Source organism: Stenotrophomonas sp. SI-NJAU-1 (assembly GCF_020883215.1).
GTDB classification, from domain to species: domain Bacteria; phylum Pseudomonadota; class Gammaproteobacteria; order Xanthomonadales; family Xanthomonadaceae; genus Stenotrophomonas; species Stenotrophomonas indicatrix.
Window position 1 is genome coordinate 1,963,573 of the sequence record NZ_CP086598.1, and the last position, 12,476, is coordinate 1,976,048.

Consider the following 12,476-nt stretch of genomic DNA (forward strand, 5'->3'; position numbering starts at 1 on the left):
ATCGTGAAAGCCGTGCGAACGGCCCGCTGTACCTTAGCCAATGCTGAAGGCACCGCACAAGCGCAAACGCAACAATGAACGGCGATAATGGCAGGTATTTTTCCAGGCACCCCGCATTCATGAGCGAAACCACCGAATCCCTTGCCGCACTTGACGATCGCTTGCGCGGCCTGCTGCATGACTATGCGCGCAAAGAACCCGCCCACGACGCCCTTGCTGCCGAATTCGGCACATTGATCGACGATGCGGAAGATGCATTCCGCCGCGAACGCCTGGCCGGCCATTTCACCGCCAGCTGCTGGCTGGTCAGCGCCGATGGCCAACGGCTGCTGCTGACCCACCACCGCAAGCTGCAGCGCTGGCTGCAGCTGGGTGGCCACGCCGACGGCGACCGCGATCTGGCCCGGGTAGCGTTGAAGGAAGCCGAGGAGGAATCAGGCCTGACCGGCCTGGTGCTGGATGATCCGGCCATCTTCGATATCGACAAGCACTGGATTCCCGAGCGCAAGGAGGTGCCGGGGCACTGGCACTACGACGTGCGTTTCGTGATCCGTGCGCTGGGAGGGGAGGATTTCGTGCTCAGCGAGGAGTCGCTGGAGCTGGCCTGGCGCCCGGTGGGCGAGGTCGCCAGCGATCCGCAGTCGGACGAATCGATGCAGCGCATGGCGCGCCGGTGGCTGGCACGTTGATGCATTGCGCCGGGCATGGCCCGGCGCTACCGGTAGATCCACGCCATGCGTGGATGGCGCGGTGCCAGGGTCAATACAGAATGCGCGTCCTCAACGTGCCCGCGATCGCCGCCAGCTCGTCACGCACCGCGCTGGCCTGTTCCTCGCTGGCGGTGATGTCGATCACCACGTAGCCCACCTTCGGGTCGGTGCGCAGGAACTGGCCGTCGATGTTGACGTTGTGCCGCGAGAAGATCTCGTTGACCTTGGACAGCACGCCCGGCACGTTCTGGTGGATGTGCAGCAGGCGCAGGCTGTCGGCGTGCTCGGGCAGGGTCACTTCCGGGAAATTGACCGCCGACAGGGTGCTGCCGTTGTCGCTGTAGCGCACCAGCTTGGCCGCCACTTCGATGCCGATGTTGTCCTGCGCTTCCAGCGTGCTGCCGCCCACGTGCGGGGTCAGGATCACGTTGTCGTGGCGGGTCAGCGGCGATTCGAAGATATCGCCGTTGCCCTTCGGCTCGACCGGGAACACGTCCAGTGCGGCGCCACCGATGTGGCCGCTGGCCAATGCAGCATCCAGCGCATCGATGTCGACCACGGTGCCGCGCGCGGCGTTGATCAGGTGTGCGCCGCGGCGCATCTTCGCCAGCTCGGTGCTGCCGATCATCCACTGCGTGGACGGCGTCTCCGGCACGTGCAGGGTCACGATGTCAGCACGCGCCAGCAGGTCGTCCAGGCTGGCCGCCGCACGGGTATTGCCCAGCGACAGCTTGGTTTCCACATCGTGGAAGATCACCTGCATGCCCAGCGATTCGGCCAGTACGCCGACCTGGGTGCCGATGTGCCCGTAGCCGATGATGCCCAGGACCTTGCCGCGCACCTCATGGCTGCCGCTGGCCGATTTCGACCAGCCGCCGCGATGGCATTCGGCGTTCTTCTGCGGGATGCCGCGGGTCAGCATGATCGCTTCGGCGATCACCAGTTCGGCCACGCTGCGGGTATTGGAGTAGGGCGCGTTGAATACCGGAATGCCGGCCAGCTCGGCCGCATCCAGGTCGACCTGGTTGGTGCCGATGCAGAAGCAGCCGACCGCGATCAGGCGCTTGGCCTCGGCCAGCACCTCGGCACTGAGCTGGGTGCGCGAGCGGATGCCGACGATGTGGGCTTCGGCGATGCGCGCCTTCAGCTCGTCCTCGGGAAGAGCCTTGGTGTGCGCCTCGATCTGGCTGTAGCCGGCGGCGCTGAACACCTCCACGGCGGTCTGGCTGACCCCCTCCAGCAACAGCACGCGGATATCCTGCTTCGGGAACGAGGTCTTCTTCGGCGACATGGGGCGGCACGGCCAGTGGGACAGGGGCTGACCACTATGCCAGATCGCAACGCCCATGGTGCAGTGCGCAATTGGTTGCAACTGCAGCTATTGAAGGCTCTGCAGGGCTGGACGCTGGGCCCGGCCACTGGCACGCTTGCCCGTTCTTCACGCCCCGCGCTGGACCGTCATGACCGATTCCCGCATCGCCTCGTTGCAGCAGGCCTGTCCCGGCCTGAAGCTGAAGACCGACCCTGCCGACCTGGAGCATTACGGCCGCGACTGGACCCGGCGCTGGACACCGGCGCCGCTGGCGATCGCCTTGCCGGCCACGGTTGACGAAGTGCAGGCGGTGATGCGCTGGACCGCGGCCGAGGGCGTGGCGGTGGTTCCCTCCGGCGGTCGCACCGGCCTTTCCGGCGGTGCGGTAGCGGCCAATGGCGAGCTGGTGCTGAGCCTGGAGCGGATGAACAAGGCGCTGGACTACGATGCGGTCGACCGCACCCTGGTGGTGCAGGCCGGCATGCCGCTGGAGGCGCTGCACAACGCGGCCCTTGAACATGGCCTCATCTATCCGGTGGACTTCGCGGCGCGCGGGTCGTGCTCGATCGGCGGCAACATCGCCACCAATGCCGGTGGCATCCGGGTGATCCGCTACGGCAATACCCGTGAATGGATCGCCGGACTGAAAGTGGTTACCGCCACGGGCGAACTGCTCGAGCTCAACAAGGGCCTGATCAAGAACTCCAGCGGCTACGATTTCCGCCAGCTGCTGATCGGATCGGAGGGCACGCTGGGCGTGATCGTCGAAGCCACGGTGAAGCTCACCGACCCGCCGCCGGCCAGCAACGTGATGCTGCTGGCGCTGCCCAGCTTCGACGTGCTGATGCAGGTGTTCGCCGCCTTCCGTGCGCGGCTGCAGCTGCAGGCCTTTGAATTCTTCACCGACCGGGCGCTGGAACATGTTCTGGCCCATGGCGCGCAGGCGCCGTTCGATGAAGTGCACCCCTATTACGTGGTGACCGAGTTTGCTGCCGGTGACGAGGCGCAGGAGGCGGCGGCGATGGCGGCCTTCGAGGACTGCATGGGCAACGGCTGGGTCAGCGACGGCGTGATCAGTGCCAGCGATGCCCAGGCGGCGCAGCTGTGGCGCCTGCGCGAGGGCATCACCGAGGCGCTGGCGCGCTACAAGCCCTACAAGAACGATGTCTCGGTGCGGATCTCGTCGATGCCGGCGTTCCTGGCCGAGACCCAGGCGCTGATCGGCGAGGCCTACCCGCATTTCGACGTGGTCTGGTTCGGCCACATCGGCGACGGCAATCTGCACATCAACGTGCTCAAGCCGGACGGCACCCGCGATGCGGACTTCGTAAGCCAGTGCGAGCATGTCACCAAGCTGCTGGCGCAGGTGCTGACGCGCTTCAATGGCAGCATTTCGGCCGAGCACGGTATCGGCCTGGTCAAGAAGGGCTACCTGGACAGCACCCGTGGACCGGCCGAGATCGCACTGATGAAGGCGGTCAAGCGCGCGTTCGATCCCGAAGGGCGGCTGAATCCCGGCAAATTGTTCGACCTTTGACACGGGCAAAGTCTTCACCCAGCCGTTACGCTCCACCCACCCAATCGATGAACTCCCTGACCATGATCCGTCCGTTCCTGCTGCTTGCCCTGTTGTCCCTGCCGCTGGCCGGCATCGCTTCGAGTTTTGCCGGAACCTCGGCCGGTTCGGCGACGGGCGCCTCTTCGGGTTCCTCGGGCAGCAGTTCCGGCGATGACAAGGTGGTGCTGGCTGCCCGTGATGATGCGGCTGCGTTTGTCGCCAGCGATGGCCAGATCCGTGGCGCGCGCCTGCAGGCGGCACTGGTGCACCTGCGTGAGCAGGATGCAGCTGCACAGCAGCAGAGCGATCTGCAGCTGGCTCGCGCCCTGCTGGCGCGTTGATCCAGCGCCCGGGTAGTGCCGGCCGCTGGCCGGCAACCTCATGACATCTGCGTGGAACGCTGCCGGCCATGGCCCAACGCGACGGAGGCGGATGGGCTGGCTCGCTGCGTTGGCGTGGCTGGCCATTCCAGCAGCCCATGCCGCCGACCGCCTGCAGCTGGACCCGGCCGGGCTGAGCCCGGCGCAGGAGCAGGTCGCAATGCAGACACTGGCGGATGTGCAGTCGTTGCTGCCCGACGGCCTGCTGCGAGCCTTGCCCGCGCAGGTGCAGGTCGGCTGGCGTGACGACCTGCCCGCCAACGTGCATGGCCGTGCCTTCGCCGGGGGCATCGCGCTGCGCCGCGACCTGCTGGATGACGATGTGGCCGGTGCCCGACGCGCCCGGCGCAGTGCGCTGGTGCACGAACTGACCCATGTTGCCGACCGCACGTGGGCGCACTGGTCACGCAGCGCCCGTTGGCGTGATCTTGCAGGTTGGCAGCGAAAGCCCTGGCATCTGGGCCGCGGTGACAACGCCTTCCGCGACCGCATTCCCGATGCCTACGAACTGACCGACCCGGCCGAGTACCTGGCGGTGAACGCCGAACACTTTCTGCTCGATGCAGTGTTCGCCTGCCGTCGTCCGGCCTTGGCGCAGTGGTACCAGGCGCATTTCGGTACGCCGCCGTCGCTGCCCGCGCCGCACTGTGCGGGCACCGTTCCGCTGCTGCAGGCCGATGCGGAAGAGGGCGCTGCATCGCTGCTCGCACTGGACCCGGCGCGGGTGTATGCCGTGGACTACCTGTTCGCCGAAGGCAGTGCGCAGCCGATGAGCCGCTGGGGCCACAGCATGCTGCGGCTGGTGATCTGCCGTCCCGGCCGCGCGCCGGGCCCGGACTGCAGGCTGGACCTGGAGCATCATCGGGTGCTGTCCTTCCGCGCCTTCGTCGGCGATGTGCAGATTTCCAACTGGCGGGGCCTGACCGGTGGCTATCCTTCGCGCCTGTTCGTGCTGCCGCTGCAGCAGGTGGTGGACGAATACACCAAGGTCGAACTGCGCGGACTGGCCTCGCTGCCGCTGCAGCTGGACCGCAGCGAGATCGCCAGCCTGCTCGAGCGCACCGCCCAGGTGCACTGGAGCTATGACGGTCGCTATTACTTCGTCAGCAACAACTGCGCGGTGGAGACGGCGAAGCTGTTGCAGGCCGGTGTTCCGCGCCTGGGCGAAGCCGGCCTGGCACAGCTGAGCCCGCGCGGGCTGCGCCGCCGCCTGGCGCGCCTGCATGCGCTGGACGAGCAGGTGCTGGCCGATCCCGTGCGGGCCCAGGCGCAGGGCTACTACTTTGCTTCCGCGCGCGACCACTACCAGCAGTTGTTCACGGTTGCCGCCGCGCAGATGGCGTTGCCGGCGCGCGATGTGCGCGCATGGCTGGCGCTGCCGGCGCAACAGCGCGCCCCGTGGCTGCTGCGCGGTGATGTGCGTGCCAGTGCCGGCCTGCTGCTGTTGGAACAGGCGGCGCAGCGGCGCGCGGAGCTGCGTGCGCGCGATGCACTGAAGCGACGGTTGCTGGCCAACCCGGACAGCAGCGCTACCCGCTCGCTGCGCGCGTTGCTGGAACAGAGCGGGCAGTGGTTGCGGCCGGGCCAGTTGCTGGCCGACGCTGGCTACGGCCTGCCGCAGGCGGACGAGCAGGCGGAGGTGGCACGGGCCGCGGCCGCTGCCAGCGCACAGGCGGTACCCGCCTGGCAGGCACTGCGCGTGCAGCTGCGCGCGCAGTTGCCGCAATCGCAGCGACGTGAGCTGGATGAGATCGACCGCAATCTCGCTGCGCTGGGCGCGCACGTGCGCGAGCAGGCGGCCGCAGTGCCGCCTACTGGCGCGGCAGCTCGATGATGAAACGACTGCCGCCGCTGGTGCCCGGGGTGCAGTAGACCTGGCCGCCGTGCGCATCGGCGATGGCCTTGACCACCGCCAGGCCGAGGCCACTGCCACCGCCCAGGCGCGATCGTGAGCCGTCACCGCGCATGAATGGATTGAAGATGTCCGCATGCAGGGCCGGGTCGATGCCCGGGCCTTCGTCTTCGATCGCCACCTGTACATGGGCCACGGTGTCATGCACGGCGATGCGTACCTTGCCCGGGTTGGCATAGCGGCGCGCGTTTTCCAGCAAGGCCAGCAGCGCTTGCCGCAACCGCGTCGGGTCGCAATGGGCGGGGTGTTCCTCGCGGCTGGTTTCCAGCTCCAGCACGAAGCCGGCGCTGCGGAACGCGGGATCCACCAGGGTCATCACCGAATGCACCTCGGCCACCACATCGGTACGGGCGCGGCGCACGTCGAGGCGGGCGTTGTCGGCCAGGCTCAACACCCGCAGGTCCTCGATCAGCCGTGACAGGCCCTCGACCTGCGCCAGCAGGCTGCGGAACTGCGACTCATCGGGCTGGAACACGCCTTCGGCCAGGCCCTGCAGGCGGCCGCGCAGGATCGTCACCGGTGTGCGCAGTTCATGGGCGATGGCCGCGTGCCACATCACCCGTTCGCTTTCCATATGCTGCAGGCGGCGTGCCATTGCGTTGAAATCGTCCACCAGCGCTGCGACCTCGCCGGGCGAGTTGGCCTCGGCCGTGGCGCGCGCGCCGAGATCGCCGCCAGCCAGCGCGCGCACGCTGCCCACCAATGAATTGAGCGGCGACAGGATGCGGTGGGCCAGTCGGAACGAGGCAGCGATCGCCAGCGCCAGACCGGTCAGGATCACCCCGACCATCCACGCCAGCTCCGGTCCACTTGGCAGCCAACCTTCCGGCTCTTCGGCGCTGGCCGGGAAGAACTCGATCAGTACGGCGTACAGCAGCCAGGAAGAGAGGATCACCATCACGATGACGCCAACGACCATCAGCGACATCGACACGATGATGTGCCGGCTGAGCCCGGAGCGGCGCATCAGCGGTCGGCCATCAATCGGTAGCCGACACCGCGCACGCTGGCCGGAATCTGGGTGAGGCCCACTTCGTCCAGCTTGCGCCGCAGCTTGCTGACATGGCTGTCCACGGTGCGCTCCAGCGCTTCGCTTTCCGGCAGGCATTCGTGCATCAGCTCGCTGCGGCTGAAGATCCGTGACGGGGCCAATGCCATGCAATGCAGCAGCTTGAACTCGGTGAGGGTCAGCAGCAGCTCGTGGCTGTAGCCGTCGCCTTCCACATGCACCGCGTGGGTGGCGGTATCGATCAGCAGCGGGCCCACGCGCAGGGCGCTGGGGGCATCGGCACGCGAGCTGCGCAGCGTACGCCGTAGTACTGCACGGACGCGTGCCGCCACCTCCGCCGGGTTGAACGGTTTGACCACATAGTCATCGGCGCCCATCCGCAGCGCGGTCAGCTTGTCCAGATCCTGGTCCAGCGCGGTCAGCATGATCACCGGCGTTTCGCCGCGCTGGCGCAGCTGGGTCAGCACGCTCCAGCCATCCAGTCGCGGCAGCTGCACGTCCAGCAGCACAAGGTCCGGGCGCATGCTGCGATGCAGGTCCAGGGCGATCTGGCCATCGGCCGCACGCAGGGTGCGCAGGCCTTCGCGTTCAAGATAGGCAGTGAGGATGTCGGCGATCTCGGCTTCGTCCTCGACGATCAGGACCAGCGCCGCGAGGGCAGGGGAGGCGTGCATGGCAAGGCGAGGCCGGAAGGTGCTTGTCCTCCATCGTATCTCCACACTTCCTCCATCGAAACCCCATCATCGCCACGCACACTGCGCGCTTCATGATTCCTCAGCCGCGTCTGCGGCACTGTGCACAGCAATGAGAACCTTCAGGACTCCGGTCGCGCTGGTCGCGGCCTTCGCCTTGGCCATGACGGCCTGTTCCCGCCCCGAACCCGCCGTCGAAGCCGCGCCGCGTGTCAGCGTGGTCACCGTTGGCCCGCAGGTGGTGCAGCGCGATGATGAGCTGCCTGGCCGGGTGGCGGCGGTGCGCACCGCGCAGATCCGTGCGCAGGTCGGCGGCATCGTGCAGCGCCGGATGTTCGAGCAGGGGGCGGAAGTACATGCAGGTCAACCGCTGTTCCAGATCGACCCGGCGGCGTTCCGCGCCGACGTCGATTCGGCGCTGGCGGCCCTGCAGCGCACCGAGGCGGCGCTGGGTCGCAGCCGCGTGCAGTCACAGCGGCTGCAGGCATTGGCGGCCGCGCAGGCGGTCAGCCAGCAGCACCGCGACGATGCCAGTGCCGAGCATGAGCAGGCCCGGGCAGCGGTCAACGAGGCGCGCGCGATCCTTGCGCGGCGCCAGCTTGACCTGCGCTACGCCACGGTCAGTGCACCGATCGATGGCCGCATCGATCAGGCACTGGTGACCGAAGGTGCACTGGTCGGCGTCGCCGACGCCGAACCGATGGCGGTGGTGCAGCAGATCGACCAGGTCTACGTGGACGTGCGCCAGCCTGCTTCGCAGCTGCAGTCCCTGCAGCGCAGCGCGGTGGACGGCGAGTTGCCGGTGACGATCATCGCCGCGGCGGGTACGCCGCTGCCCGAGCGCGGCCGGCTGCTGTTCTCCGGTGTCAATGTCGATGCCCGCACCGGCGACGTGATCCTGCGCATCCTGGTCGACAACCCGGAGCGGCAGTTGTTGCCGGGCATGTACGTACGTGCCCGGGTGCCGCGTGGTGCGCCGGCCAGCGCGTTGCTGCTGCCGCAGCAGGCAGTGCTGCGCAGCGCCGGTGGCCAGGCCTATGCCTGGGTCATCGCCGCCGATGGCAAGGCGGTGATCCGCACGCTGGAGGTGGACGGCAGCGTCAACCGGCAATGGCTGGTGCGGCACGGCCTGAAGGCCGGCGAGAAGGTGGTGGTGGAAGGCCAGGAGCGCCTGCAGGAAGGCGTGCTGGTCGATCCGCGCGACTGGCAGGCGCCGGTCGCCAGTGCCAGCGCACCGCCGACATCCGAACGCCAGGGCTGAGCCCTTCCAGGAACCTACGACATGGCTCGCTTCTTCATCGATCGCCCGGTATTTGCCTGGGTGCTGGCGATCTTCGTCATCCTGTCCGGCGTGCTGGCCATTCCGCGGCTGGCGGTCGAGCGCTACCCGGCGGTCGCACCGCCCAGCGTCAGCATCTATGCCAGCTATCCCGGCGCCAGCCCGCAGACATTGAATGATGCGGTGGTCGGCCTGATCGAGCGCGAGCTGTCCAGCGTCAAGCATCTGCTGTACTTCGAATCGTCGGTGGACACCTCCGGTGAAGCGTCGATCACCGCCACCTTCAAGCCAGGCACCGACCCTGAGCTGGCGCAGGTGGACGTGCAGAACCGGATCAAGGCGATCGAGCCGCGCCTGCCGCGCAGCGTGCGCCAGAATGGCCTGTTCGTGGAGGCGGCCGACTCCGGGTTCCTGATGCTGGTGGGCCTGCGCTCACCCGATGGCAGTGTCAGCGAAGCGGCGCTGGGCGATTTCATGGCGCGCAACATCATCGAGGAGCTGCGGCGCATCGACGGCGTCGGCCGCGTGCAGCTGTTCGGCGCCGAACAGGCGATGCGGATCTGGCTGGACCCGACCCGCCTGACCGGCTACGGCCTGACCATGGGCGATGTCGCCAGCGCGATCGAGCAGCAGAACCTGGAGATCTCGCCGGGCCGCATCGGCGATTCGCCCGGTGTTCCCGGCCAGCGCATCACCGTGCCCTTGAGTGCCGAAGGCCAGCTGTCCACGCCCGGGCAGTTCGCGGCGATCGTGCTGCGCGCCGGTGCCGATGGTTCGCGCGTGCTGCTTGGCGATGTCGCCCGGGTCGAACTGGGCGCGCAGAGCTACGCTTGGGGCACGCGCGAAGATGGCTATCCGGCGACGGCCGCCGGCGTGCAGCTGCGCCCCGGTGCGAATGCGGTGCGTACCGCCACGGCGGTGCGCGAACGCATGGCCGACCTTCAGCCGCTGCTGCCGCACGGTGTCGAATCCAGCATTCCGTTCGATACCGCGCCCTTCGTGAAAGTATCGATCCAGAAGGTGCTGCAGACCCTGATCGAGGCGATGCTGCTGGTGTTTGCAGTGATGTACCTGTTCCTGCAGAACTGGCGCTACACGCTGATCCCCGCCCTGGTCGCGCCGATCGCGCTGCTGGGCACCTTCGCGGTGATGCTGGCGCTGGGTTTCTCGATCAACGTATTGACCATGTTCGGCATGGTGCTGGCGATCGGCGTCATTGTTGACGACGCGATCGTGGTGGTCGAGGGCGTGGAGCGGATCATGGCCGAAGAGGGACTGCCGCCGCGCGAGGCCACGATCAAGGCGATGCGTGAGCTGACCGGTGCGGTGATCGGCATCACCCTGGTGCTGACGGCGGTGTTCATCCCGATGGCGCTGGCCAGTGGTTCGGTTGGTGCGATCTACCGCCAGTTCAGCGTGGCGATGTCGGTGTCCATCCTGTTCTCGGCACTGCTGGCGCTGAGCCTGACCCCGGCGCTCTGCGCGACGCTGCTGCGGCAGGGCACACGTGGTCACCATGGCCGCGGCGGCGTGTTCGGTGCGTTCAACCGCGGCTTCGAGCGGATGACCGGGCGTTACCAGCAGGGCGTGGCGGCCGTACTGCGGCGCAGTGGCCGGGTGATGGGCCTGTTCGCGGCCTTGCTGGTGGCGCTGCTGATCGGCCTGCATTGGTTGCCGGGTGCGTTCCTGCCGGAAGAGGACCAGGGCTATTTCATGACTTCCATCCAGCTGCCGGCCGAAGCAACCGCCGAGCGTACGCTGGCGGTGGTCGAAGCCTACGAACAGCATGTCGCGTCGCGGCCGGCGATCGCGTCCAACCAGGCCATCCTCGGCTACAGCTTTTCCGGTTCCGGCCCCAGTGCGGCGCTGACCTACACCATGTTGAAGGACTGGGGTGAACGCGGCGGCAGCACCGCATCGGACGAGGTGAAGGCGGCGCAGCAGGCCATGGCAACGGTCCCGGAAGGCGAGGTGATGAGCGTGATGCCGCCGGCCATCGACAGCCTTGGCCGTTCCTCCGGCTTCTCGCTGGCGCTGCAGGCGCGTACCGGACAGGGCCAGGCCGAGCTGCGCGCTGCCCTGCAGCAGCTGCTGAAACTGGCAGAGGCAAGTCCGTTGCTGGCCGAAGTGAATGCCGATGGACTGCCGGCGGGCAGCAATGTCCGGCTGGACATCGATCGCGCCAAGGCCGAAGCGATGGGCGTGGCGTTCACCGACATCAGTGCCACGTTGTCGGCGGCAATGGGCTCGCAGTACGTCAACGATTTTCCCAATCGCGGGCGCATGCAGCAGGTGATCATGCAGGCCGATGCGCCGTACCGGATGCAGCTGGAGGACGTGTTGAAGCTGTATGTCCGCAACAGCCAGGGCGGCATGGTGGCGCTCTCCGAGCTGGTCACCCCGCACTGGACCGAGGCGCCGCTGCAGCTGCAACGTTACCTGGGGTTCCCGGCATTGAACCTGTCCGGCGCACCCGCAGGCGGGGTGTCCACCGGCCAGGCGATGGTCGAGATGGAGCGCCTTGCCCAGCAGCTGCCACCGGGCTTCGCCCTGCAGTGGACCAGCCAGTCGCTGCAGGAGCGTGAGTCCGGCGCGCAGGCGCCGTGGTTGCTGCTGCTGTCGATGCTGGTGGTGTTCCTGGTGCTGGCGGCACTGTACGAGAGCTGGTCGATCCCGCTGGCGGTGATGCTGGTGGTGCCGTTGGGCCTGCTCGGCGCTGTTGCTGCGGTGTTGCTGCGCGGGATGCCCAATGACGTGTTCTTCAAGGTCGGCATGATCACGGTGATCGGACTTTCGGCGAAGAACGCGATCCTGATCGTCGAGTTCGCCCGCCAACTGCAACAGCAGGGACGCGGTCTGGTCGAGGCGACCATCGAAGCAGCACGCCTGCGATTGCGACCGATCGTGATGACCTCGCTGGCGTTCGCGCTGGGCGTGGTGCCGCTGATGCTGGCGCAGGGGGCTTCAAAGGAAACGCAACAGGCCATCGGTACCGGTGTGTTCGGCGGCATGGTCAGTGCGACCGTGTTGGCCGTGTTCTTCGTGCCGGTGTTCTATGTGGTGGTGCAGGGGGCGCAGCAGTGGCTTGGGCAGCGCCTGCGCCGACGCCGGCCGGCGCCGGGAGGGAGCGTAGATGGAAGGCAGGTGGATGGAAAGCAGGAACCCTGAGGGCCTGTACGAGGCGCAGCTGCGCGTGTTGGAGCAGCAGCTGCGCGATGCGCTGCTGGACGGCGACCATGGCGCAGCCACTGCGCTGCTGTCACCGGTGTTGTTCATGATGGACGGGCAGGGCGGGCGGGTGCTCGACCTGCCCTGGTTGAGGGACTGGCAGCAAGGGCATCTGCAGATTCATGCGCTGCAGGCCCATGCGGTGGAGACGCTGCTGTGTGGTCGGCTGGCGTTGTTGTCCAGTGATGTTCAGCTGCATGTGCATTGGCGGGGACGCGAACACGTGCAGCGCCTGCGCCTGCTGCGCGTCTGGACAAGCGCTTCCGGTGTCAGCGGCGCGCAGCTGCTGTCGATGGCGGTGCTGGCAGGCTGAACAGGGTCATGCAGCTTTCAGGCCCCCTTCTGCATGCAGGTGGTACGTTTCCCGGTTCCTGAAGTGTCGACAAGGAGTCGAGC

General features: G+C 67.5%; 10 protein-coding genes. 7 read left to right on the plus strand and 3 right to left on the minus strand.

Translation table 11 applies throughout. The features are described from left to right. The first annotated feature begins 74 nt into the window (after positions 1-74). Complete coding sequence (locus LMF57_RS09125; protein WP_117310286.1) at positions 75-689, plus strand: NUDIX hydrolase; 615 nt, start codon at positions 75-77, stop codon at positions 687-689. Between the two features lie 70 nt (positions 690-759). Here the strand turns inward: LMF57_RS09125 and serA are convergent, their stop codons facing one another. Next, on the minus strand, positions 760-2,001 hold the full coding sequence (gene serA / locus LMF57_RS09130; protein WP_117310287.1) for a phosphoglycerate dehydrogenase: 1,242 nt from the start codon (positions 1,999-2,001) through the stop codon (positions 760-762). 169 nt (positions 2,002-2,170) lie between these two features. Between serA and LMF57_RS09135 the strand changes: the two genes are divergently transcribed. From LMF57_RS09135 to LMF57_RS09145, 3 genes are all read left to right on the plus strand, one after another. After that, a complete protein-coding gene (locus LMF57_RS09135) occupies positions 2,171-3,559 on the plus strand; it encodes an FAD-binding oxidoreductase (protein WP_117310288.1) in 1,389 nt (462 codons plus the stop codon). A 62-nt stretch (positions 3,560-3,621) separates the two neighbouring features. Beyond that, positions 3,622-3,921, plus strand: coding sequence for a DUF2388 domain-containing protein (locus LMF57_RS09140; protein ID WP_117311895.1), 300 nt, complete (start codon positions 3,622-3,624; stop codon positions 3,919-3,921). 40 nt (positions 3,922-3,961) lie between these two features. Continuing rightward, the gene (locus tag LMF57_RS09145) at positions 3,962-5,794 is read left to right on the plus strand and encodes a DUF4105 domain-containing protein (protein WP_117310289.1); all 1,833 of its coding nucleotides are present in this window, start codon (positions 3,962-3,964) and stop codon (positions 5,792-5,794) included. Here LMF57_RS09145 and LMF57_RS09150 read toward each other — a convergent pair. Both LMF57_RS09150 and LMF57_RS09155 read right to left on the minus strand, forming a co-directional pair. Next, the gene (locus LMF57_RS09150; protein ID WP_117310290.1) at positions 5,772-6,839 is read right to left on the minus strand and encodes an ATP-binding protein; all 1,068 of its coding nucleotides are present in this window, start codon (positions 6,837-6,839) and stop codon (positions 5,772-5,774) included. The two genes, LMF57_RS09145 and LMF57_RS09150, sit on opposite strands and share 23 nt — an antisense overlap. Then, entirely contained in the window at positions 6,839-7,555 is a 717-nt protein-coding gene (locus LMF57_RS09155; protein WP_117310291.1) for a response regulator, read from the minus strand. The genes LMF57_RS09150 and LMF57_RS09155 overlap by 1 nt, the downstream gene beginning before the upstream one ends. 130 nt (positions 7,556-7,685) lie before the next feature. Here LMF57_RS09155 and LMF57_RS09160 point away from each other — a divergent pair, with 130 nt between their 5' ends. The 3 genes from LMF57_RS09160 to LMF57_RS09170 are packed head-to-tail and all read left to right on the plus strand — an operon-like array spanning position 7,686 to position 12,393. Continuing rightward, entirely contained in the window at positions 7,686-8,834 is a 1,149-nt protein-coding gene (locus LMF57_RS09160) for an efflux RND transporter periplasmic adaptor subunit (protein WP_117310292.1), read from the plus strand. A 21-nt stretch (positions 8,835-8,855) separates the two neighbouring features. Further along, positions 8,856-12,020, plus strand: a complete 3,165-nt coding sequence (locus tag LMF57_RS09165; RefSeq protein ID WP_117310293.1) for a multidrug efflux RND transporter permease subunit — start codon at positions 8,856-8,858, stop codon at positions 12,018-12,020. Further along, positions 12,001-12,393: a nuclear transport factor 2 family protein gene (locus LMF57_RS09170; RefSeq protein ID WP_117310294.1), complete on the plus strand. Its 393-nt coding sequence runs from the start codon at positions 12,001-12,003 to the stop codon at positions 12,391-12,393. The genes LMF57_RS09165 and LMF57_RS09170 overlap by 20 nt, the downstream gene beginning before the upstream one ends. The last annotated feature ends 83 nt before the right edge of the window (positions 12,394-12,476 follow it).

Excerpts from the sequence above, each read along its gene's own strand:
- LMF57_RS09165 (WP_117310293.1), top strand. The coding sequence starts at position 8,856 with ATGGCTCGCTTCTTCATCGATCGCCCGGTATTTGCCTGGGTGCTGGCG.
- serA (WP_117310287.1), bottom strand. The coding sequence starts at position 2,001 with ATGTCGCCGAAGAAGACCTCGTTCCCGAAGCAGGATATCCGCGTGCTG.
- LMF57_RS09170 (WP_117310294.1), top strand. The coding sequence starts at position 12,001 with ATGGAAAGCAGGAACCCTGAGGGCCTGTACGAGGCGCAGCTGCGCGTG.
- LMF57_RS09140 (WP_117311895.1), top strand. The coding sequence starts at position 3,622 with ATGATCCGTCCGTTCCTGCTGCTTGCCCTGTTGTCCCTGCCGCTGGCC.
- LMF57_RS09155 (WP_117310291.1), bottom strand. The coding sequence starts at position 7,555 with ATGCACGCCTCCCCTGCCCTCGCGGCGCTGGTCCTGATCGTCGAGGAC.
- LMF57_RS09150 (WP_117310290.1), bottom strand. The coding sequence starts at position 6,839 with ATGCGCCGCTCCGGGCTCAGCCGGCACATCATCGTGTCGATGTCGCTG.
- LMF57_RS09135 (WP_117310288.1), top strand. The coding sequence starts at position 2,171 with ATGACCGATTCCCGCATCGCCTCGTTGCAGCAGGCCTGTCCCGGCCTG.
- LMF57_RS09145 (WP_117310289.1), top strand. The coding sequence starts at position 3,962 with ATGACATCTGCGTGGAACGCTGCCGGCCATGGCCCAACGCGACGGAGG.
- LMF57_RS09160 (WP_117310292.1), top strand. The coding sequence starts at position 7,686 with ATGAGAACCTTCAGGACTCCGGTCGCGCTGGTCGCGGCCTTCGCCTTG.
- LMF57_RS09125 (WP_117310286.1), top strand. The coding sequence starts at position 75 with ATGAACGGCGATAATGGCAGGTATTTTTCCAGGCACCCCGCATTCATG.